Origin of the sequence: Paenalicyclobacillus cellulosilyticus (genome assembly GCF_014647315.1) — a bacterium.
GTDB lineage: Bacteria > Bacillota > Bacilli > Alicyclobacillales > Alicyclobacillaceae > Alicyclobacillus_J > Alicyclobacillus_J cellulosilyticus.
Map to the genome: position 1 here is coordinate 59,257 of NZ_BMOY01000004.1, position 20,248 is coordinate 79,504.

Sequence of the window (20,248 nt, forward strand, 5' to 3'; positions counted from 1 at the left end):
CTCCTCACTTCAACCGCAACAGGCGCCACGGATACGGTGGACTGGCGATGGGCGCGGTGGTCACGAGCGGTACGGAGATGGTCTGCCGGCCCGCGGTCACCCGCAGCACGCCGAGGCTGGCGCCGCCTGGCACGGGCGCGTGGACCTCGCCCGGCACGACGCGCGCTTCCATCCACATGCCGGGCCAAGCGATGACGGTTGCACCCGACCGAGCCACCACCTGCGTTTCGTCTCCCCACGGTGCCCGGATGGTGCCGACGACCTGGCCAGGCTGGGCCACGTGCATCAACCTCAGCTGCCGCCGTGCGTCGTTCGCCAGCGTGCGGGCCTCCGTGAGCGCCGCGTCCAACATGTGCATACCGCCCTGACCGAGCACCACGCCCATCACCGTCACCGGCTGGTTCTCAATCATGCCTTCCGCCGCGAAGGCAAAGCACCCGCCCGCCTCCAGCGAGCTGCCGGTCTTGATGCCGATGATCCCGTCACGCCCGAGCGCAGCGTCCACGTTGTAGACCGTTCCAGCCACCGGGAGGGTGGCCTGCGGCATCCGCACAATCTCCCGCAACACCGGATTCTGCATCACCAACTCGGCGACGCGGTACTGGTCCAGCGCCGTGCTCACCGTCTGCGGATTGGCGCCGCTGGCGTCCGCGTACGTCGTATGCACCATGCCGAGTGCCCGCGCTTTCTGGTTCATCATGCGCACGAACGACGCTTCATCCCCCGCCACCCAGTTGGCGAGCATGGTCGCGATGTTGTTCGCGGAAGGGAGCAGCAGGCCCTCCAACAACTGGCGCTCCGTCAGGCGCTCGCCTGCCACCACCTTCATCACCGATTCGCCGGCCTTCTTATCCCGCTCGTACACCGCCACGTCGGCCGGCGTCACGGTCAGGACGGGCCCTTCCTCACCCGGTTGCAGCGGATGCTTCTCCAAAACCAACAGGGCGGTCATCATCTTGGTGAGGCTGGCGATGGGCACCGGCGTCTCCGGGCCGTACTGGCCCATGAGGCCGACCCCTTCGATGCCGACCACCGCTTGTCCGGTCGTCGGCCAGTGGAACGACACCGTCCCTGGCACCGCCTGGACCGCCGCGACCGCCGGCTGAATCTTGAGCATCGGCAGCGGGCGAAACACCTGGACCACCGCCAGGATGAGGATCAGCAACAACACGCCGAGGATGGTCAGACCAGTCTTGCGCACGTTCGTCCTCCTCGTCTATCGCACCGGCTTCGGTACGGAGATAGCGTCAAAAGGTTTTCGGCGGTTGAAACAGCGCCAGCCGTTCGTCCGGCCCGGAGAAGACAGCACGATTGTACATCAGTTTTTTGTTCGACGCAGGGAAAGCCGCATCCTGCTCGCTGCATGTGGAAGAATCTTACTCACCTGCCACGGCAGGCCCCTTGACCGCGGTGGGTCCGCGCGCTGCACCCTGACGGCATGGTTCACCATGCCGCGCGTCATCACGCCGCCTGCCCATCCGCAGAGCAGCCAAGCGCCCACCCCGGGCGGGATGAGACATGCGGCGAGGTAGGACGACGAGAACCCATGCCAAACGCCGGGCGGCACCATGCGCAGCCACGTCGAAAACGGGTGCACCCAAAGCTGAAACACGCCGTTGCACCACTCGTTGCCGCCGTCCTGAGCGGCGAGTGCCAGCGAGGCGCCGGCCAATACCCATCCGGGCGCCTGCGCCGCCCACGCCGCCTGCACCACCCAACGCCCCCGCCAGCCCCGCCACCCTGCGTGCGCGCCACACCCCAGCGCGAACATCAACCACGCGGCACTCAAGGCGGCGGCCACCTGGTCGCACGCGGTGGCGGCCAACGTGGTGAACACCAGCACGACGTAGCTGTCGAAGAGACGGCGTGCCAACCGCTCATCCCTCCTTTGGCCCGGCGGCACCATCGCCCGCCGGACCGCCTGCCTTGGCGACGACCTGCAGCAAGCGGCTCTGGTACAAGTCGTCCGGAACAATCCACGCCTTCGGCGGGCACAACGTCACCCCGGCCCGCCGGTACGCGGTCCATACCAACTTGCTGCAGTACTGCCGCCGGTCGTCGGACAGGGGGGCGAACGGGTCGTACATGCGCCCTACGTACGCCTGCGCGATGCGCGCGCTCTGCCGCCGGACCGCCGCAGGCACCGCCGGGCGCAGCAGCGCGGCCTTTTCATAGTACTGAAAGACGGAGAGGGGGCGAAGCGTCGTCCCGCGCACGAAGTCGGTGGCATCGATCACCCATCCGCCGCCGGCGTACAGCACGGCGTGTGACCAATAACCATAGGCGCAGTGCGGATTGTGAAAGACGAGGACGTCGCCCGGCTCCGCCAAACGCTGCCAAGCGGAGATCTGAATCCGAGGTACGGCAGGCACGGCGCCGTTCAAGCGCCCCATCGTCATGCCGCGCAACACCGTGCGGGCAAACGCGATGTCGCTGCCCGGCGGCATCGGCACCGGAAGCCACGCGAAGAGAAGGATGACGGCCAAAAGCGCCGCCAATCCTGCACACTCCATCCAGTACGGATGGCAAACACGGCGCACCCGCATCTCCCTCCTTTGTCCGCAGGAGTATGGCGCAACCCCCGCCACGGCATACTACCGCCACCGCAAAAAGCCTCGTCTCACCCTGGGAAGGAGGGATGGCACGTGCCGGGCCGACAACACCCCACCCGTCGTTTCGCCCCTCGCCCCTGGTGGATGTCCGCCGGTTGGCGAGCGTTGGCGCACGCCATATTGGCCATGTTGATCGGCGAGGAGTGGGAGCCAAGCGCACCCCCGCCGGCGCATGAAGAGCGCCTGTCGCGAACACACTGATCCAGGCATCTCACACAGAGGAGGATCTTGGGTGTTCTACACGGTGCAGTGTGCGGCTGATTCGCCGCGGACGCGGTGGCTGCTCACGGGGCTCGCCCGCCGGTGCGAGGCCATGGGATACAAGCGGATCGCCGCCGGCGAAGCGGAGGCAGCGGACGTGCGCTTGGTGTTCAACTTCATCGATCCGTCGCAACCCCGCCCCTACCGGCGCCGGGCTCAGGCCACGTTCGTCGTCTCGATTGCCGAAGCCGATCCACCGCCTGCCAACGTGTTGTACGCGGGCTATCCCCTTTTGGTGCGTTCGCTTGCGAACCTCTTGATCTACTTAGTGCACGGGCGCGACGGGATCGACACGTACTTCATCACCTTGGAACAAGGCTGCTATCCGGTGCCCTGCCGGCCGGGGGAGGACGAGGCGTACTTCGACGCCTTATGGGAGCGCATTCGCCCGTTGGCGACGTCCAACCTCGTCATCGACAACGAGTTCCACCCCGACCTGCCCCAGGCGCTCTGGGAAGGAGACGAGGTCACGGAACGGGTGCGCTGGGCGGCGCGGAAGATCGACGAAATGAACCTCTGGCCGGCGCCGTTCCCCATCCAAGAGATCCTGCCGCCGGAAGACTTGCGCCATGTCAAACGGCTGTACGGCATCGGCGGCCTCAGCTACGGCAACCTGAGCGCCCGCAAGGACGGGGAACGCTTCTGGATGAGCGCCAGCGGCGTCAACAAAGCGAACCTGCATAAAATCGGCGAGGACATCCTGATGGTGACCGGATTCAACCCCGGCCGGCGGGCGATGCGCCTCAGCGTCCCTCCGCACGTGCAACCGCGCCGGGTGTCGGTCGATGCCATCGAACACTGGATGATCTACCGCGAACACCCGCAGGTCGGCGCCATCGTCCACATCCACGCCTGGATGGAAGGCGTCCAATCGACCCAGGTCAATTACCCGTGCGGAACGGTCGAACTGGCCAAAGCTGTGGCGGAGCTGGTGCGGCAAGCGGACGATCCCGCCCGCGCCATCATCGGGCTGAAAAACCACGGCTTGACCATCACCGGGCCGGATCTCGATGACATCTTCGAGCGGATCGACGGCAAGATCATCCCTCAGGTCCCCATGAGCTGAACCGGGCAGCGATTTCCGCGAGGCGCTGCCGCCAGCCGCGGACGGTGAGATGGTAGTACCGCTCCACCAGCCGCGGAAAGGCGTAGCCGACCGGCGCGATGGCCTGAAGGCGGCGCGGCACCACCATCTCGTCGCGCCGGTTCACCACAGCCCGGACGACGGCCTCCCCCGCCCGTTCCGCGGTCAGCACCGGGATGCCCGGCGGCAGCGGGAACCACTCGCCGTGGAGCTTCCCGGCGACGAGCGGCGTGTCCACCGGCCCGGGGGAAACCAGACCGACGTGGAAGCCAAGCGGCCGCAGCTCCTGCCGCAGGCTGAGGGCGAACCCGCGCAACGCATGCTTCGGCGCGGCGTAGGCGGCGAAGAACGGCGGTGTGCACGGGACCGACAGCGAGGAGAGGTAGACGATGGAGCGGCGCGCCCCCCGGGCCAACTGCGGCAGCAGCGCCTGCGTGACCATGACGGCCCCCCAGTAGAGGACGTCCATCGCCCGGCGCGCCCGCTCGAGATCGAGGCCCGCCACCGGTGCCAACTCGAGTTCTCCGGCACCGTACACCAACGCCCCCAGCTCGCCGAGGTCCGCGACGGCACGCGCCAACGCATTTATCTCCGCCGGATGGGTGACGTCGGCCGGGAACGCCACCGCATCTCCCCCCTGCTCGCGAATGGCGGTTGCAGCCGCCGCCAAGCGATCCGCTCCCCGCGCGACGAGCACCACCCGCGCGCCCCGGCGCGCGAACCCGGCAGCCGCCGCGCGGCCGATGCCGCTCGAACCGCCGACGACGACCACCGTCTCGCCTGCGAACGAACCCTTGCGCCTGTGCCACCTCAAGGCACGCCCCCTCCTTGCATCTGCTTATCGGCACGTTTCTCGTCAATACGTTCCTCGTCGGCACGTTCCTCGTCGGCGCGCGCCTTGGTTGCACGCGGAACGAGGTCCGGCACGGCCGCGAGCAAGCGCACGCCGCCTTGCATCACCTCGGCCCGGAGCCCGTCTGCCACCAAGGATTCACCGTCCGTGTGACCTGGCCAAGCGGCCGCCGCCTGCACGCACACCCGCTGGCCGCGCAGCACGGTGACGTACGGATGGTGCCGGACGTGCCGGCCCGAAAAGACGAGCGGGAACAGGCGCACAAACCGCCCCACGTCCAGGTCGGCGACCACGCACACGTCGAGCAGGCCGTCGTGCCAGCGTGCATCCGGGCAGATGCGCATTCCGCCGGCGTAATACGGGCAATTGGCGATGGTGATCATCCATGCCCGCGGCACAAAGAGCGACGTGTCGTCCACGGTGATGCGGGCCGGTTGCGGCCGAAAGGCGAAGAGTGCAGCGCAGGCTCCGGCCGCGTACCCGAACTTGCCAAGCCGCTGGATGCCGGGGTGTTGCCGGATGCGCGCCACCACGTCGCCGTCGAAACCCACACCGGCCGCCATCAGGCAACGCCGGCCGTTGACCAAAGCGAGATCGAGCGAAACCGTCCGATTGTCTGCCAGCATCTCGAACAGCGCGTCGGCGCGGCGGGGCAGGCCGAGCGAACGGGCCACGTCGTTGCCGGTGCCAAACGGCAACACCCCGACGACCCCTTGGCCCACGGCCACACCGTTGACCACCTCGTGGAGCGTCCCGTCGCCCCCCACCGCGACAATGCGCTCGAATCCTGCGCGCTGCGCCTGACGGGCCACCTCGCTGGCCTCGCCCGGACGCGTGGTCGCGTGCACTTCGAACGCGAACCGCGCGCCGGCGAGCTGCGGGAGAAACGCCCGCCACCTGTGGCCGCACCGGCCGCGCCCGGCCGCCGGATTGACGATGAACATCGTTTTCACGCATCCCACCTCGCGCGATGGCCTGTCCCTGCATGCGGCCGTGCAGGGACGTGTGCGGCCGCAGAGGAACCTAACGCCCCGCCAAGGCCTGAGGACGCATCGGCGCCCGGTGCATCGCCAGGACCGCCTCGTAGTGGCGGACGAGGTCTTCCGTCGTCCGCCGCCAGTCGAGCCGCTGCACGACGGCCTGCGCATAGGCGCACAGCGTTTCCCGGACCGCATCGTCGTACAAGATGGTCCGCATCGCCCGCGCGGTGTCGTCCGGATCGTCCGGATGGAACAGCACCCCGGCGCGACCGCGGTGGAGCACTTCCCGCGACGCGGGTGCATCGGCCGCCATGACGGGCAGGCCGCTCGCCATCGCCTCCAACAACACCAAGCCCAGGGTCTCGGTGGTCGACGGGAAGACGAATCCGTCCGCCGAGGCATATGCGGCCGCCAGCTCCTCGCCGAACAGGTAACCGAGAAACGTCACGCGCCGCCCGGCGAGCGCGCGTTCCACCGCCGCCTTGTGCGGGCCGTCGCCGACGAGCGCCAGATGGACCTCGTCCGGCAGGCGGTCGAGCGCGGCGGCGAGCTTTGCCAACCCCTTTTCCGCGGCAATCCGCCCGACGTACAACAACACCTTGCCGGACGCCGCGCCGCCAAGCAACCGCCGGCGCATCGCCATGCTGCGTTTGGCCGGAGAGAACAGGCGGGTGTCCAACCCCCGTTCCCACAGGGCAAGCCGCTCGAAGCCGCGCGCCTCGAGGTCAGCCATCGTGGCGCGCGACGGGCACAGGTTCACGGCCGCTTGGTTGTGAATGGCGCGAAACGCCCGCCACAGCCACGGTTCGAGCCACGGCAGGCGATAGAAGCGGGCGTAGGCAGGGATGTGGGTATGGTACGACATCACCAGCGGGCGACGCAGGCGCCGGGCGTAATAGATGGCCGCGAAACTGAGAAACCCCGGATTGACCGCGTGGATGACATCCGGGTCAAACGCCTGCAGCCGCCGGCCGACCCACGGCCACGGTCGGGCGAAGCGCTTGCCCGGATAGAGAGGGAAAGAGAACGGCGGCACGCCCACCACCGCCGCACCGGCGTACGCTTGCGGCCCGCCTGCCGGCGCCACCAGCAGGACATCGTGGCCCAATTCGGCGAGGTGGCAGAGCGTGGCGCACAACCGGGTGACCACGCCGTCGGTGTTGGGGAGGAAGGTCTCAGAAAAGATGGCAATCCGCACGCGCGACAACCGCCTTCATCCGGGATATCGATGTCCCCGGGTGTCCATGTTGGCCACCCTTTCCTTAGATTCCCTCAGGCCCGTACCGTCATACCCGGCATGCTGCGGCGCCGCGGCACGAAAAATGCTGTAGAAAAGCCCTTCGCTTCGACACCCGGGTTCCGACACGATTCGCGCACCACGTCTCGTATCGTGATCTGTGGGGGTGAAACCATGGCCATTCAGCAGGCACCCAAATCGCGATGGGCCTACCTTGGCCTCGGGGTGGGCGCGGTGGTGGTCGTCGCGGTTTTCCACCACGGCCTGCCGTGGCGTGTCCCCGCACCGCCGTCGCGCTTCCTCGCGCAAAAGGCCGCCTATCCTGCCGTCCTCCACCCGGGTGCGGCGGAGACGACGCAGATCCGGCAGATCGACGCGGTCATCCGGCTCATCCCGGGAGCGCGTCCTGCGCCCGCCCGTCTCCGCGCAGACCACCCCTTGCCCAACGGCCCGCAACCTGTCGTGTGGCGGGAGGCCGGACGCGTCTACCGCGCCATCCACTGCCTCGCGGTCCAAGATGCGCGATCGCGCCGCTTTGTCCCCATCTCCCCTGACCTCACCAACGCCTACCTCCCCGGTTCATCCGGCTTTGGCGTGGATGGCATCACCGCCGTCGCGCGCACCGGCGACGGCTGGGTGGTGGGCACGCTCACCGGCCGCCTTGCCGTCAGCCGCGACGGACACCGCTGGCTGTTGATCACCGGCCTGCCGCAGCGTTCAATCACCGCCATCGCCGCCCTGACCGGAACCCCCGGCGCCGTGGTGGTGGGGTACGGCGGATACGGCACCGCGACCCCGGAGGTCCCGGGCCACATCTACGCCACGTTCGACGCAGGCCGGCACTGGGTGGATTGGACCGGCGGGCTGCCCGACGCCCCGGTACAGGCCATCCGCGCGTCCGTACCGCGCCACGGGACACGGGCATACGACCTGCGGGCCGAGGTGGACGGCAGGTGGTACGAGATGGTCACCCCGGGCCATTGGCTTTTTGCTGCGGTCAATCCCGGGGCAGGACGAGCGACACCGCCTGCCGCTCTTCCGCGAAGTGTTCGCGCAACCGTTCGTTCGCGTCCTCCCAGCGCAGCGATAAAAGCACGTCCAACGTCGCGAACAGGTCGGCCTGCCGCAGGTGGTAGGCCGTGAAATGGCGCGCGACGTACCCCAATGCGTCCAAGCCCGAGAGAAAGCGCCCGATGTGCTTGCGCCGGCTGCGCTCGAACACATCTTTCGGGATGCCCTCCTGGCGCGCCCGCGCCACCGCCGCCGTCGCCCGCGCGATGAACGCCTCCGGCCGGCTGACGTTGCCGCCGACGAGCGAGTATCCGTACGACGGCGCCAGCTCGTACTCCCACGTGAAGCTCGGATCGATCACGCCCTCGTCCAGCAGCTCATGGTACAGGTCGGCGCTGCGCCCGAACAGGGCGTCGAGCACCATCCCGGTCAAAAGCTCCTGCCGGAGCAGATCCAATCCCGCCAAGCCGACCCGGACTTCCTTCCATCCGATGAGGCAGCGCGGCTGGCTGACCGCGAGACGGGTTTCCTGGCGCGCGGCCGCCGCATCCGCCGGTTCGTCCGGCAATACGCGGGTGATGCGGGGCGGCGGCCCGAACGACTTCTTGGCCTGGTTGTCGCGGATGAGATCCATCAGCGCATGCGGATCCAACCCGCCGACGGCGAAAAATACCATGTTGCTCGGATGGTAAAAAGTGGAATAACACTCGTACAGCAAGTCCTTGGTGATTTGCCCGATGCTCTCCACCGTCCCCGCGATCTCCGTCCGCACCGGATGCGCGTGGTACAGGGCTTTGAGCAGGCCGTAGAAGCTGCGCGCCTCCGGATGGTCCTCGTACATGCGGATCTCCTGGGCGATGATGCCCTTCTCCTTCTCCACGTTCTCGTCGGTGAAGTACGGTTCCTGGACGAAATCGAGCAGGATGCGGATGTTTTCCGCCACGTCTTCCGTGCAGGAGAACAGGTACGTCGTCTGGTCAAACGAGGTGAACGCGTTGGCCGACGCGCCGTGGGCGGCGAACTGGTTGAACACATCCCCGGCGGGCGATTCGAACATCTTGTGTTCGAGGAAGTGGGCGATGCCGTCCGGGACCGTCCGCACCGGCCCGCCGTCGCGGGCAAACGCGCTGTCCACCGAGCCGTAATGCGCGGTGAACGTCGCGTACACCTGCCGGTAGCCCGGCCGCGGCAACAAGTACACCTGCAGGCCGTTGGCCAACTGCTCGTGGTACAACGTCAACCCCAGCTGCTCATACGGGATCTCCCGCATGCACCCCCACCTCCTCGCTGCGCAGGAAGTAAATGGTGTCGAGCGCCAACGACTGGGCCACCCTGGTCACATCCGCGCGCGTCACCGCCTCCAACGCCTGCAACAGGTCGTCGACCTCGCGGTGCACACCGGCCAAAGCGCCTGAGAAGTGGATGTCCGCGAGCGACAACGGCTGATCCCCCAACTGCAGGAACTGATTGCGCAGCCCCCGCTTGGCGAACGCCAGCTCCTGCTCCGACACCTCGCCCGCCTTGAGCGCCTCCACCTGCGCGCAGATGATCGCCAATGCCTGGTCGTATTTCCCAGCGTCAATCCCGGTCTGCACCATCAGCACGCCGGACAACCCGTCCAGACGGCTCGAGGCGTAATAGGCGAGGCTCGCCTTCTCGCGGACGTTGACGAACAGCTTCGACGTCGGAGACCCCCCCAATACCGCATTGGCGACCAACAGCGCCGGATAATCCGGGCTTGCGTACGACACCCCGGTGCGAAACCCCAGGTTCAGCTTGCCTTGCTGCACAGGCTGGTGTTCGACCACGTGCCGCACCTCGCTCCCGCGCGGCGACAATGCGGTGACCGGAGGCGCTGCATGGGCGCGAACCTCTGCGGCAAAGGGCGAAAACGCAGACAGCAACCGGCCGAGCAGCGCCTCGGCCATCCGCCCTTCGTCCGCGAACGCGCCGATGGCGTACACGTGCACGTCCGCCGACGCCAGCAATGCGCGGTGTTCCTGCCACAACGTGGATCCCGAGAGGTGAGCCAGGTCCTCCAGGTAGCCGAGGCGCGGCAGGCCGTGCGGATGGCCGCTGCACACCGACTCCAGGCACCGCTCCATGGCGTATTGGATCTTGTCGTCGCGGATGCTCTCGATCCGCTTACGGTGCAGAACCTTCTCTTTCTCCACGTGTTCGGGAACGAATCCGTCCCCCGCGATCGCCGGGGCGGTGATGACCTCCGTCAAGAGGGCCGCCGCCGCGTCGAACAGCCCGTCCGCTCCTCTGAGCGCACGCTCCTCCGGTACGCTCGCGTACGCCTCGATGACTTGGCGATCTCCTTTCTTCCCGGCGCCCGTGCGCACCATGGCGCCGTACAGGTCGTCCGCGCGCCGCATCAACGCCCGCATGTTGGGAAGGCTGGCGGTGCCCTCCAGCCACAGGTAGGGCAAAAGCGCCGTCGCCGTGACGTGATGGCGGGCGAGCGGGCGCGCCAGCTTGACGTCGAGGTACCGGGTGCGAAACTGGCTCGTCGCCAAGACGTGCAGATGGAACCGGCCGCGGCGGTGGGTCACAAACCCGGGCATGCCCGGCACCTCCTTCGTCATGACGGTTTGACCTGACGAGGTTATGTAAAGAAAGAGGGGTTATCCCCCTCCGTCACCGTCAGTATGGCTGATTCCATGTCCGGTTATCAAGGCGGCGGGCTCACGTCCTGCCGTGCCTCACCGCCTGTGCAGGTGGTAGCCGAGCGCCTGCGGAACGTCGAAGTCGGCGCGCCGGATCACCTGCGCCTCCTGGATCCAGCGCTGGATCTCGCGCGTCAAGCGCGGGGCGATGTACCGCGGCGGCCCGTACCTTGCCACCACCTCCCGCTTCGCCAGCTGGTGGCGGGTCATGCAGTGCGCGTTGGTCAGGGCTTCGACCAACTCGCCACACACCGGGCAGAGAAACATGGAACCCCTTCCTTTCCCGAGTCTTCAGACACCGCAGTGGTTCATGCATATGGCGCGCCCTGCACCGGTATGCCTGACCCGCTCTGCACCGCAGGCTGTGCTATCATAGATGCGTGACGCGCGATGCACGATGCGACGAAAGACGGAGATGACATCATGCGACACGGGAGCGGCCCGAAGAGACGTAGCATGTGGGCGTGTACATGGTATGCGTGCGAGCTGTACGAACTGATGGGCGCGTGCGCCCTGGCTGCGGTCGCTGGGGTGTTTTTCACCCACGCCCGCCTGTTCGCCGCCATCACTGGCATGGACGGCCATCCGCTTTGGATCGCGGCGCTGGCCGGGGTACTGCGGTCCCCGCAGGCCTGGGTGCTCGTCTTCGCACCGCTGGCCCTGGCGGGCGCGCACCTGGCGGCGCGGCGCAGCCCGCGCTTACGATGGCGCCGGGCGGCGTACCCGCTCAGGGCGCTCTTCTCTTTTTCCATTGTGCTCTTGGTTTACCGCTGCGTCAATGCGTACGTCGCCGTGTTCCAGCCGTGGGACCGGGACGAGGTGTTGGCCGCCCTCGACGCCCGGCTGTGGCTCGGCCACACGCCGGCGCAGTGGTTGGACGGCATTGTTTCACCCCCTCTGACCTGGCTGATGTGCGGCGCCTACGCCTCGTGGTTCGTGCTGGTGTACGCCACGGTGTGGGTGATGCTGCAGCACAGCCAACAAGCCGCGGCAGAGTATGTCAATACCGCCGTGCTGGCATTCTACCTGGGCTACTTGACTTATTTGTTGGTGCCGGCCATCGGGCCGGCGTACACCTTGCCTTTCCGGCATCCGCTCTCCGGCCTCGTCGGGCTGTTCACCCAAGGCCAAGCCCGCTTGGCGCGGGACTGCTTTCCGAGCCTGCACACGGGCCTGGCGGTCGTCATGGCCACCTCGGTGTGGCGTTACCGGCGCCGGTGGTTTCCTTGGTACGCTGCGCTCACGGCCGCCATCATCCTGTCGACCATGTACCTGCGCTTCCACTACGGGATCGACGTCGTCGCCGGCGCGGCCCTCGGCTGTGTCACGGCGTACATCGGCCCCGTCCTGACGCGGGCGTGGCGGCAACGCCAACTCCTTGCCGCCGCGGCCCGCGCGTGGCCGCGCGCCGGCCGCGTCGCCACCGTCGCGACGACGGCCGTGCCGGGATCGAACTATTGAAAAGGACAGGGGCGTATTATATGATGAACCTAGTGTCTGGCACATCCGCTGCTCGAGGAGGAATCGCGCGTGGCATTCGTCATCACATCGCCGTGCATCGGAGAAAAAGCGGCTGATTGCGTCGAAGCCTGCCCGGTGGATTGCATCCACGAAGGGCCAGATCAGTACTACATCGATCCGGACACCTGCATCGACTGCGGCGCATGCGAGGCCGTATGCCCGGTGAACGCCATCTACCAGGAGGACTTCGTCCCCGAGGAAGAGAAGGAGTTCATCGAGAAGAACCGCGCGTTCTTCCGCAATCGGTGAGGTCACGGTCTGTGGCGCAGTTCTGCGTGACGTCCGCGTAACCGGCCTGCGGCGGCCGGTTCAGACCCCATGGCGTTTGAACCGGCTCGGCCGGGTCTCCGTGGTGTTGTTTCCGCTTTCTTGCCTCTTCCCGCCCACACCATGACCCAGGTCCCGAGTTGAACAAAACCGAGTCCGGTTGCAAGTTGCGCGATGATCCGCGCGTGCGGCCGGGTGGATACCATCATCAGGAACAAGGCGATGCCGAGCACACGGCCCGCGTTTTGAAACGCTTCCCGGACGACGATGTGGACGGCTGCGTCGCGCCCTGTGGGACAAAGGCGATCCATTCCGTCCGCCACCATGCCCTGCAGCGGAATGATGAACATCGGCAACACCACCGCGAGGATACAGCCGTACGCCACCATCACGGCAGGCGTGACAGGCAGTTGAAACAACAGGGCGGCCGCCGCCATGGCCGCCGCGCCGACGCCCATGAACCCCAGGCGACGGTGCGGCTTGATCAGGCGGCCAAAAGCATAAAAGGCGGCGAACATCAGCCCGTTTTGCAGGAGAAGGAAACGTCCGAGCCGCGCCTCGCTGCCGGTGGTCACATACAGAAGCAACCCAATGAGAAACAGAAACACGCCCTCGCGCAACCCGTAGATGAGGCAGCCGGCCATCACCATCCGCCAAGGGCGGCGCGCCAGCGCGCCGGCCGCCACCTCCCATGCGAAACGCGCCGCGGCGGGCTCCGGGCGGATCTGAAAACTGAGGAACGCCGCCAGCGCGAACATGCCCAAGGAGAGGGCGAAGATGACATGATACCCGGCCAGCCCGCCGAGGCGGTCCTCGGCGGTGATGAGCCAGCCTGCCACGGGCGGGGCAATCATCCCGGCGGCCGCCGTCACCACGCCGTGGTAGCCGTAAAACGCCTCCCGTTCACCGTGGCGGGTCAAGGTGAGGCCGAGCAGGTTGAACGCAAACCAGTAAAACCCGCCCGCCGTGCCCATGAGCGCCCCGAGCAACACCGGCCACGACGCCACCTGCGTGCCGCCCGCCAGCGCGACAGCGTAAAACAGCGCGTGCAAGGCCAGCCCGATGCGCAGCGGCCAACCGGCGTGCCACCGGATGGACAGCTGTCCGGCGGCCACAAAGGTGATGGGCAACAGCGTGTACACCGCCAGGTTGTACCACCCGATGGCCGCGTAGGTACGGTCGACCTTCCACAAATACACGTTCACGAACGTATTCGACAAGCCCACCGCCAAGCCGAACACGCCGCTGATGCCGATGAGCCACCACGCCTGCTTGCGCATCGCCGCACCGTCACCCCCAGCCGATGGCCCGTTCGCGATGTCCCCCAGACCGAGCCGCGCGTACGCCGACCCAGTTCTCCCCGCGCGCCTCATCCCGCGCACCCCACGCGCCTGTGCAACCGGGTGCAAAGTCTGGTATCCTGGAGGCGCTTGTATCTGAAAGAGGAGGGGAAGCGGATGACGGCGCCAGACTTCACCGCGCCCAAGGCGGCGTACGAGCGGTACGACGGCATCCTGCTCGGCGCCAACGTCTCCGTGGCCAAGACGGGTTTGTTGGCTGCGGTCGAAGAGACCATCCGTTACGATGCCAACACGTTCATGATCTATACGCGCAGCAACCGGGGCGGCAAAGCACGGCCCATCACCGAGTTTCACCGCGACGAAGGGTGGGCGTTGATGCGCCAGCACGCCATCGCCGATCCGGTGGTGCATCTGTCCTACCTGGTCAACTTGGCGAGCCCGAAACCGGACACGTGGGCGTACGGGGTGAGCGTTCTGCGCGAGGAGATTGAGCGCGTCGCGTACCTCGGCTTTCGGTACATCGTCATGCATCCCGGCAGCCACGTCGGCGAAGGCCCCGCGTACGCCATCGAGCGGATCGCAGAGGGGCTCAACGAGGTCCTCACGGGGGAAGAACCGCTGACGGTGTGCCTGGAGACCATGGCCGGAGACGGTTCAAAAGTGGGCAATTCCCTGGAGGAGATTGCGGCCATCATCGAGCGGGTGCACCATGGGGACAAGCTCGGGGTCTGCATCGACACCTGCCACAACCACAGCTACGGCTACGACATCGTCTCCGACTTCGACGGCTTTCTCGAGTTGTTCGACCGCATCCTCGGACTGGACCGGCTCAAGGTGGTGCACATCAACGATTCGAAGACGCCGTTTGGCTCGCGCAAAGACCGCCACGCCAACATCGGGGAAGGCTCCATTGGCCTCGCGGCTTTGAAACGGATTGTCCATCACGAGCAACTGCGCGGCATCCCGCTCATCCTGGAAACACCTGGCGGTAAGTATCGTGCCGAGATGGACCTGTTGCTCGACCGCCCGCGCGGGCCGGAGGAGCTGTACGTACCGCTCGGCGGCAGCGGGGAGCCGGCCTGACGGGCACAGGTCAGACGTTGTCCCAGCCCCCGCCCCCGTCCCCGTCCCAGCCGTCGTCCGGGTCCCCGAAGCCGCCGCCGTCGTCATCCGGGGCGTTCCCGGCAGACCAGAAACCCGGCGGATCGTCGTCCGGCGGATCGTCGTCCGGCGGATCGTCGTGCCAGGAAGCGTCCGCGCCCTCCCATCCGTTCGATCCGCCGCCCCAGCCGGGGCCGCCCCAACCGGGGCCGTGCTCGTGCAGCAGGTCGCTCAGCATCCACCACTCGGCAGCCGTGGCGACCGCCTGCGCCAGCATCCACCAGGGCCCGGTATCGTACGGCCCGGCCGCCGGGACCGCCCAACCGCCGTCCGGCCATCCGGCCTGCCATCCCTGGTGGCGAGCCGCAAGTTCATCCGCGCGCCTGCGCAACGTCTCTTCCTCCTCCCGATGGGAGAGGAGCGCCGCCACGACGCGCAATTCTTCGGACAGCCACCGTTCGTACCGGCTGAGCTCCTCCTCATCCGCCACCGACCACAGCCGCTCTTGCCACGCGGAGAGCTTCTGGTACTCAGCCGAATCCGCAAGCCCCGCGGCGGCCAACTGCGCCAACGCGTCGGCCAACCGGCGCTGCAGCGCGTCCCGCCGCGCGCCGAGTTCGGCCTCCTCGCTGCGGAACGCCGCAGCCTCATGCTCCAGTTCGCTGCGCAGTTCGGAGAGGGTGCCGCGCACCGCGAGCAGGCGGTCCACGTCCTCCGCCCGCACCGCCGGGCTGCCGGACGCGCCGGCATGTTCAGCCGCGCCTGCGCCGGCCAGGGCCGCATCCGCCTCCGCCAACGCAGCGTCGCAGCGGGCGCGAAACGCAGCATACCGGCTCGCATCCTGCCGCCGCCAGTGCTCCGCGAGCGTCTTTGCTTCCGGGGAACGAAGCCAGGCGGCAAGGGTTTGCACCTGGTCGGCAGCACGTGCGGCGGCCACCCGGAGGGCGTGCGGATCCGGCGTTTGGGCCAACGCCACCACCTGCGAAGCGCGGCGCAGCACCTCGGGCGTCGCCCGGCGCAGCCAGGCGCACGACCACGCCGCGTCGGGGCTCGCCGCTTGCTCGGCCGACATGGCGGCGAGATCGGACGCCTCCTGCTTCAGACGGCGGACGTCCTCCGCCGCCCGGCTGTGCGCAAGCTGCAGGGACGCCAGCTTGGCCAGGCAGGCGTCGAGGATGGGCATGCGGCTGGCTGCTTCCTGCCGCCACTCCGCCCAGACCGCCAACTGCTCCGCCGCCCGCTCCCACTTGGCGATCTCCATCTTCACCTGCGCGAGCCCTGCCCGCCGCGCGGCCTCGTCCGGTTCGGCGGCAAGGCGGGCCAGACGTTGGTCAAGGTCCTGCCATGCACGCTGCCAAGCGGCCGGCAGTTCCCCGCAGAGCTTGGTGATCTGCTCCCGGATGGCGCGCCATGTGTTCGACCAGCGCTCCACCTGGGCGCGCGCCCCCTCCAGCCGCCGGCGGAACGCGTCCAACTGGCGCTCCCACGCCGTCAGCCGCTCCCGCAGCGCCGCCACGTCGTCCTGGAGCCGCGCGACGGCGACGCGGTCGTCGAAACGGACCCAAAAGCTGCGCACCCGGGCGAGGCGTTCGAATTGTTCGTGCAGGCGCGCATACGCATCGCTCAACGCCACGCCTGTTTCTTGAAGGGTTTTCACTTCCTCCGCCCACTCACCGTGGCGGTACACATCGAGAAACGGCAACTCGGCGGTGAGCCGCGGCAGCCGTTCAGCCACTTGCTGTAAATCCGCACGCGCCGCATCGAGCATCCGGCGGAACTCTCCGACCCGTTGCATGGCGGACACCCCTCCCAGACAGGCGACGAGCAGCATACCCGTCCACAGCCAAAACGCCACCGTGCTGCCCCCCTCTTCACGGCTTGCGGTCGTGCACGCGCTCCTTTTGCCACGTCCGCCACTGCCAGACCGCAAAGCTCCCCAGCCAAGAGAGCATCACGTACAGCAACAGCCAAGGCCAGAAGTGCAGGGTGAAGCGGAAGTACATCGCCGCGCCGGTGCCGAAAAGCACGATGGCGCTCGGCAACAGAACCCGGCGCCACCAGGCGTAAAGCATGGCTCCGGCCGCGAACGACAGCAGGGGAAACCAACCGGCCACAAAGGTCATGACGTCGTCGGGTACCACGGCGCCCACCTCGTTGCTTTCGGCGGCGCAGCATGCCATGCCAACGTGCCTGCCCACGCCCGCGCCGCTTGATGGCAAAGTCAAGGCTGCTGGCCCTATCTTAGCACAACGCCTGCGCGCTGTGGCGGCCGCCGCCGCAGACACGTGTGGCGCAAAGGGTGGCGCGAAGCACCGCGCTGCATCACGCGAAATACCCGCCTGCCGCCAAGATGCGCCCGGCAATCTCACGTTTCATCCGCTTGCCGTTCACCGGTTCGTAGCGCGTCCACTTGCGCCAGACCGCAAGATGGGTGCGCAGGGCGTCGCCCTCCTCCATCGCCGCCAGCGCATCGCGGGACCGGGCGGCGATGCGGTCGAACGCCTCGCGGACGTACACCCGCACCATGTCCGCCTGGTGTTCCGCGCGGCCGCCGCCCCGCTCTGCCGCCTTCTCGGCGCGAAGCAAGGCGCTCTCTGCCGCGTACACCTCGATGGCGAGATCGGCCAAGGCGGCGAGGATCTCCTGCTCCCCTTCCAGCGCCTGCCCAAAGCGCTGGACCGCCAACCCTCCCGTGTAGAGAAACAACCGTTTGCCCACGGTGAGCAAGCGCCGCTCTGCGGCGAACACCCCCTGCGCCTCGTCGGGGCTTGGGTTGAACACCTCGCGCTCCACATCTTTCGCCGCCTGAAGAAGCGGCAACTCCCCTTTCATGGCTCGCCGCAGCAACATCTCCGGGATCAGCAGGCGGTTGATCTCGTTCGTGCCCTCGAAGATCCGGTTGATCCGCGCGTCGCGGTACATGCGTTCCACCGGATAGTCCTCGATATACCCATAGCCGCCGTGGATCTGGACCGCCTCATCGACGACGAACCCGAGCGCTTCCGAGGCGTACACCTTGTTGATGGAGCACTCGAGGGCGTACTCCGCAATCCGCCGCGCCGCATCCCGGCCATCCGCCGGTCCGCCGTCTGCCGACAGCTCACGGTCGATGTCGCCGGTAGTCCGATAGCACATGCTTTCCGTGACGAATGCCCGGATGGCCATATCGGCCAGCTTCTGCTGGATGAGCGGAAACTCGGCGATGGCCCTGCCGAACTGCCTGCGGGTCTGCGCGTAGCGGACCGCTTCCGCGATGGCTTCCTTCATGCCGCCGACACAGCCGACCGCCAGCTTGTGGCGGCCGATGTTCAGGATGTTGAACGCAATCACGTGACCGCGCCCCGGTTCTCCGAGCAGGTTCTCAACCGGAACCGGCACGTCCTGCAAGATGAGCGGGCGGGTGGACGACGCCTTGATCCCCATCTTGTGTTCCTCGGGCCCCGTGGCCACGCCGGGGAAATCCCGCTCCACGATGAACGCGGAGAACCGCTCGCCGTCGATCTTGGCGTAGACGATGAACACGTCGGCAAACGCCGCATTGGTGATGAACTGCTTGCTGCCGTTCAGGATGTAATGCCGCCCGTCCGGCGCGAGGCGGGCGGTGGTACGGGCGCTGAGCGCGTCCGATCCCGACTCGGGTTCGGTGAGCGCGTACGCGGCGAACTTGTCCCCTGCGGCAAGTGCCGGCAGGTAGCGGGTCTTCTGGTCCTCACTGCCGAAGAAGACGATGGGCAGGGTGCCGATGCCCACATGCGCACCGTGGCTGAGTGCGAACGATCCGCCCTGCGCCAGCGCCTCGCTGATGAGCGCCGCCGACACCTTATCCAGCCCCAGCCCCCCGTACGCCTCCGGCACCTCGGCCGCGAGCAGTCCTTGCTGGCCAGCCTTGCGCAGCAGGCGCACCGTCAGGTCCCAGTCCTGCCGCTCCAACGCGGCCAGGTGGGGCCGCACCTCCCGCTCGACGAACGACCGCGCCGCCTCATGGATGAGGCGGTGCTCCGCGGTGAAATCCTCCGGCGTGAAGACCGCCTCCGCCGGGGTATCGGCGATCAAAAACGCCCCGCCGCGCATCCACGGTGCCCGTTCCATCACACCCAACCTCCCGTCTCAAGGATCACGCCTGTTCGGACATGTCCGCCCGTTTGGCCACCATCACGCCTGCGATCACGCCCGTTCGAACACGCCCGCTGCCCCCATGCCGCCGCCGACGCACATGGTGACCAACCCGTAGCGTCCGCCGCGGCGGACCAGCTCGTAGAGGAGCGAAACCACGAGGCGCGCGCCCGTACACCCGAGCGGATGCCCGAGCGCGATGGCGCCCCCGTTGACGTTGACGCGGGATGGGTCGAGCTCGAGCGCCCGGATGACCTGCACCGCCTGGGCCGCGAACGCCTCGTTCAACTCGATGAGGTCCACGTCCGCCAAGGAAATCCCCGCGCGTAAAAGCGCTTTGGGCACCGCCGCCACCGGGCCGATGCCCATCACATCCGGATCGACCCCCGCGACGGCGAACGCGCGAAAGACGCCGAGCGGCTTGACGCCGAGTTCCTTCGCCTTTTCCGGCGACACGACGAGCACCGCCGCGGCGCCGTCGCTCATCTGCGACGCATTGCCCGCCGTCACCGTCCCGCCCTCGCGAAACACCGGCTTGAGGCGGGCCAACGCCTCGAGGGAGGTGTCGGGCCGCACCCCCTCGTCCACAGTCAGCGTCCGCTCCACGGTCTCCACGCGGCCTTCCGGGCCAAGCCGCCGCTCCTTGACCGTCACCGGCACCGTCTCCTCGGCGAACCGGCCCGCCGCGATGGCGGCGGCAGCCCGCTGGTGGCTTTGGAGCGCGAACGCGTCCTGCGCTTCCCGGGTGACGCCGAAGCGGCGCGCCACCTCCTCCGCCGTCTGGCCCATCGCCATGTACGCCGCAGGATAGTGCGCAACGAGGTACGGGTTCGGGCTGAAGGCCGTGCCGCCCATCGGGATGAGGCTCATCGACTCGACGCCGCCGGCGATGAGACAGTCTGCCATCCCGGTCATCACCTGCTGGGCCGCCAAGGCGATGCTCTGCAACCCCGACGCGCAAAACCGGTTGACGGTCACGCCGGCCACGCTCGCCGGCAACCCGGCGCGCAAGCCGATGACGCGGGCCACGTTCATCCCCTGCTCTGCTTCCGGAAAGGCGCACCCCATCCAGATGTCCTCGATCTCGTCGGGCGCAAGCGCCGGCACGCGCGCCAACAGCGCCTGCACCACGATGGCGCCCAGCTCATCCGGCCGCACGGTCCGCAGCGCCCCGCGCCCCGCTTTGCCGATGGGCGTCCGCACCGCTGCGGCGATCACCGCCTCTCGCACCATTC

Annotated in this window: 18 protein-coding genes; 4 read left to right on the forward strand and 14 right to left on the reverse strand. The window is 67.7% G+C overall.

Features of this window, described 5'->3' with window-relative positions; all coding sequences use genetic code 11:
• Positions 1-4: 4 nt before the first annotated feature.
• The 3 genes from IEX97_RS02290 to IEX97_RS02300 form a co-directional block, all read right to left on the reverse strand.
• Positions 5-1,201: a D-alanyl-D-alanine carboxypeptidase family protein gene (locus tag IEX97_RS02290; RefSeq protein ID WP_188880902.1), complete on the reverse strand. Its 1,197-nt coding sequence runs from the start codon at positions 1,199-1,201 to the stop codon at positions 5-7.
• A gap of 117 nt (positions 1,202-1,318) precedes the next feature.
• Positions 1,319-1,873: a hypothetical protein gene (locus tag IEX97_RS02295; protein WP_188880903.1), complete on the reverse strand. Its 555-nt coding sequence runs from the start codon at positions 1,871-1,873 to the stop codon at positions 1,319-1,321.
• Positions 1,874-1,877: 4 nt separating this feature from the next.
• The gene (locus IEX97_RS02300) at positions 1,878-2,540 is read right to left on the reverse strand and encodes a YiiX/YebB-like N1pC/P60 family cysteine hydrolase (protein WP_188880904.1); all 663 of its coding nucleotides are present in this window, start codon (positions 2,538-2,540) and stop codon (positions 1,878-1,880) included.
• Positions 2,541-2,844: 304 nt separating this feature from the next.
• On the opposite strand from IEX97_RS02300, the gene IEX97_RS02305 reads away from it, so the two are divergent.
• The gene (locus IEX97_RS02305) at positions 2,845-3,939 is read left to right on the forward strand and encodes a class II aldolase/adducin family protein (RefSeq protein WP_229776259.1); all 1,095 of its coding nucleotides are present in this window, start codon (positions 2,845-2,847) and stop codon (positions 3,937-3,939) included.
• Here IEX97_RS02305 and IEX97_RS02310 read toward each other — a convergent pair.
• The 6 genes from IEX97_RS02310 to IEX97_RS02335 all read right to left on the reverse strand — a co-directional run bounded on the left by IEX97_RS02310 (position 3,914) and on the right by IEX97_RS02335 (position 10,977).
• Positions 3,914-4,771: an SDR family NAD(P)-dependent oxidoreductase gene (locus IEX97_RS02310; protein WP_188880905.1), complete on the reverse strand. Its 858-nt coding sequence runs from the start codon at positions 4,769-4,771 to the stop codon at positions 3,914-3,916. The genes IEX97_RS02305 and IEX97_RS02310 overlap by 26 nt on opposite strands.
• Entirely contained in the window at positions 4,768-5,754 is a 987-nt protein-coding gene (locus IEX97_RS02315; protein ID WP_229776280.1) for a diacylglycerol/lipid kinase family protein, read from the reverse strand. Before IEX97_RS02315 ends, IEX97_RS02310 begins: the two co-directional genes overlap by 4 nt.
• Before the next feature lie 79 nt (positions 5,755-5,833).
• Complete coding sequence (locus IEX97_RS02320) at positions 5,834-6,988, reverse strand: glycosyltransferase family 4 protein (RefSeq protein ID WP_188880907.1); 1,155 nt, start codon at positions 6,986-6,988, stop codon at positions 5,834-5,836.
• Positions 6,989-8,024: 1,036 nt separating this feature from the next.
• Complete coding sequence (gene yfmH, locus IEX97_RS02325) at positions 8,025-9,308, reverse strand: EF-P 5-aminopentanol modification-associated protein YfmH (protein WP_188880908.1); 1,284 nt, start codon at positions 9,306-9,308, stop codon at positions 8,025-8,027.
• Positions 9,289-10,608: an EF-P 5-aminopentanol modification-associated protein YfmF gene (gene yfmF, locus IEX97_RS02330; protein ID WP_188880909.1), complete on the reverse strand. Its 1,320-nt coding sequence runs from the start codon at positions 10,606-10,608 to the stop codon at positions 9,289-9,291. The genes yfmH and yfmF overlap by 20 nt, the downstream gene beginning before the upstream one ends.
• Positions 10,609-10,746: 138 nt before the next feature.
• Positions 10,747-10,977, reverse strand: coding sequence for a hypothetical protein (locus IEX97_RS02335; RefSeq protein ID WP_188880910.1), 231 nt, complete (start codon positions 10,975-10,977; stop codon positions 10,747-10,749).
• 189 nt (positions 10,978-11,166) lie between these two features.
• On the opposite strand from IEX97_RS02335, the gene IEX97_RS02340 reads away from it, so the two are divergent.
• Positions 11,167-12,171, forward strand: coding sequence for a phosphatase PAP2 family protein (locus IEX97_RS02340; protein ID WP_188880911.1), 1,005 nt, complete (start codon positions 11,167-11,169; stop codon positions 12,169-12,171).
• A 69-nt stretch (positions 12,172-12,240) separates the two neighbouring features.
• Positions 12,241-12,480, forward strand: coding sequence for an indolepyruvate ferredoxin oxidoreductase subunit alpha (locus IEX97_RS02345; protein WP_188880912.1), 240 nt, complete (start codon positions 12,241-12,243; stop codon positions 12,478-12,480).
• A gap of 2 nt (positions 12,481-12,482) precedes the next feature.
• On the opposite strand, the gene IEX97_RS02350 is transcribed toward IEX97_RS02345, so the two are convergent.
• Positions 12,483-13,871, reverse strand: coding sequence for an MFS transporter (locus IEX97_RS02350; RefSeq protein WP_188880913.1), 1,389 nt, complete (start codon positions 13,869-13,871; stop codon positions 12,483-12,485).
• Between the two features lie 84 nt (positions 13,872-13,955).
• Between IEX97_RS02350 and IEX97_RS02355 the strand changes: the two genes are divergently transcribed.
• Positions 13,956-14,882: a deoxyribonuclease IV gene (locus tag IEX97_RS02355; RefSeq protein WP_188880915.1), complete on the forward strand. Its 927-nt coding sequence runs from the start codon at positions 13,956-13,958 to the stop codon at positions 14,880-14,882.
• Positions 14,883-14,892: 10 nt separating this feature from the next.
• Here the strand turns inward: IEX97_RS02355 and IEX97_RS02360 are convergent, their stop codons facing one another.
• From IEX97_RS02360 to IEX97_RS02375, 4 genes are all read right to left on the reverse strand, one after another.
• Complete coding sequence (locus IEX97_RS02360; protein ID WP_188880916.1) at positions 14,893-16,755, reverse strand: hypothetical protein; 1,863 nt, start codon at positions 16,753-16,755, stop codon at positions 14,893-14,895.
• Positions 16,756-16,771: 16 nt separating this feature from the next.
• On the reverse strand, positions 16,772-17,098 hold the full coding sequence (locus IEX97_RS02365) for a hypothetical protein (RefSeq protein ID WP_188880917.1): 327 nt from the start codon (positions 17,096-17,098) through the stop codon (positions 16,772-16,774).
• Between the two features lie 124 nt (positions 17,099-17,222).
• Positions 17,223-18,989 carry an acyl-CoA dehydrogenase family protein gene (locus IEX97_RS02370; RefSeq protein WP_188880918.1) on the reverse strand — a complete coding sequence of 589 codons (1,767 nt, stop codon included), beginning with the start codon at positions 18,987-18,989 and terminating at the stop codon, positions 17,223-17,225.
• Between the two features lie 75 nt (positions 18,990-19,064).
• Positions 19,065-20,243, reverse strand: a complete 1,179-nt coding sequence (locus IEX97_RS02375) for a thiolase family protein (RefSeq protein WP_188880919.1) — start codon at positions 20,241-20,243, stop codon at positions 19,065-19,067.
• Positions 20,244-20,248: the final 5 nt, after the last annotated feature.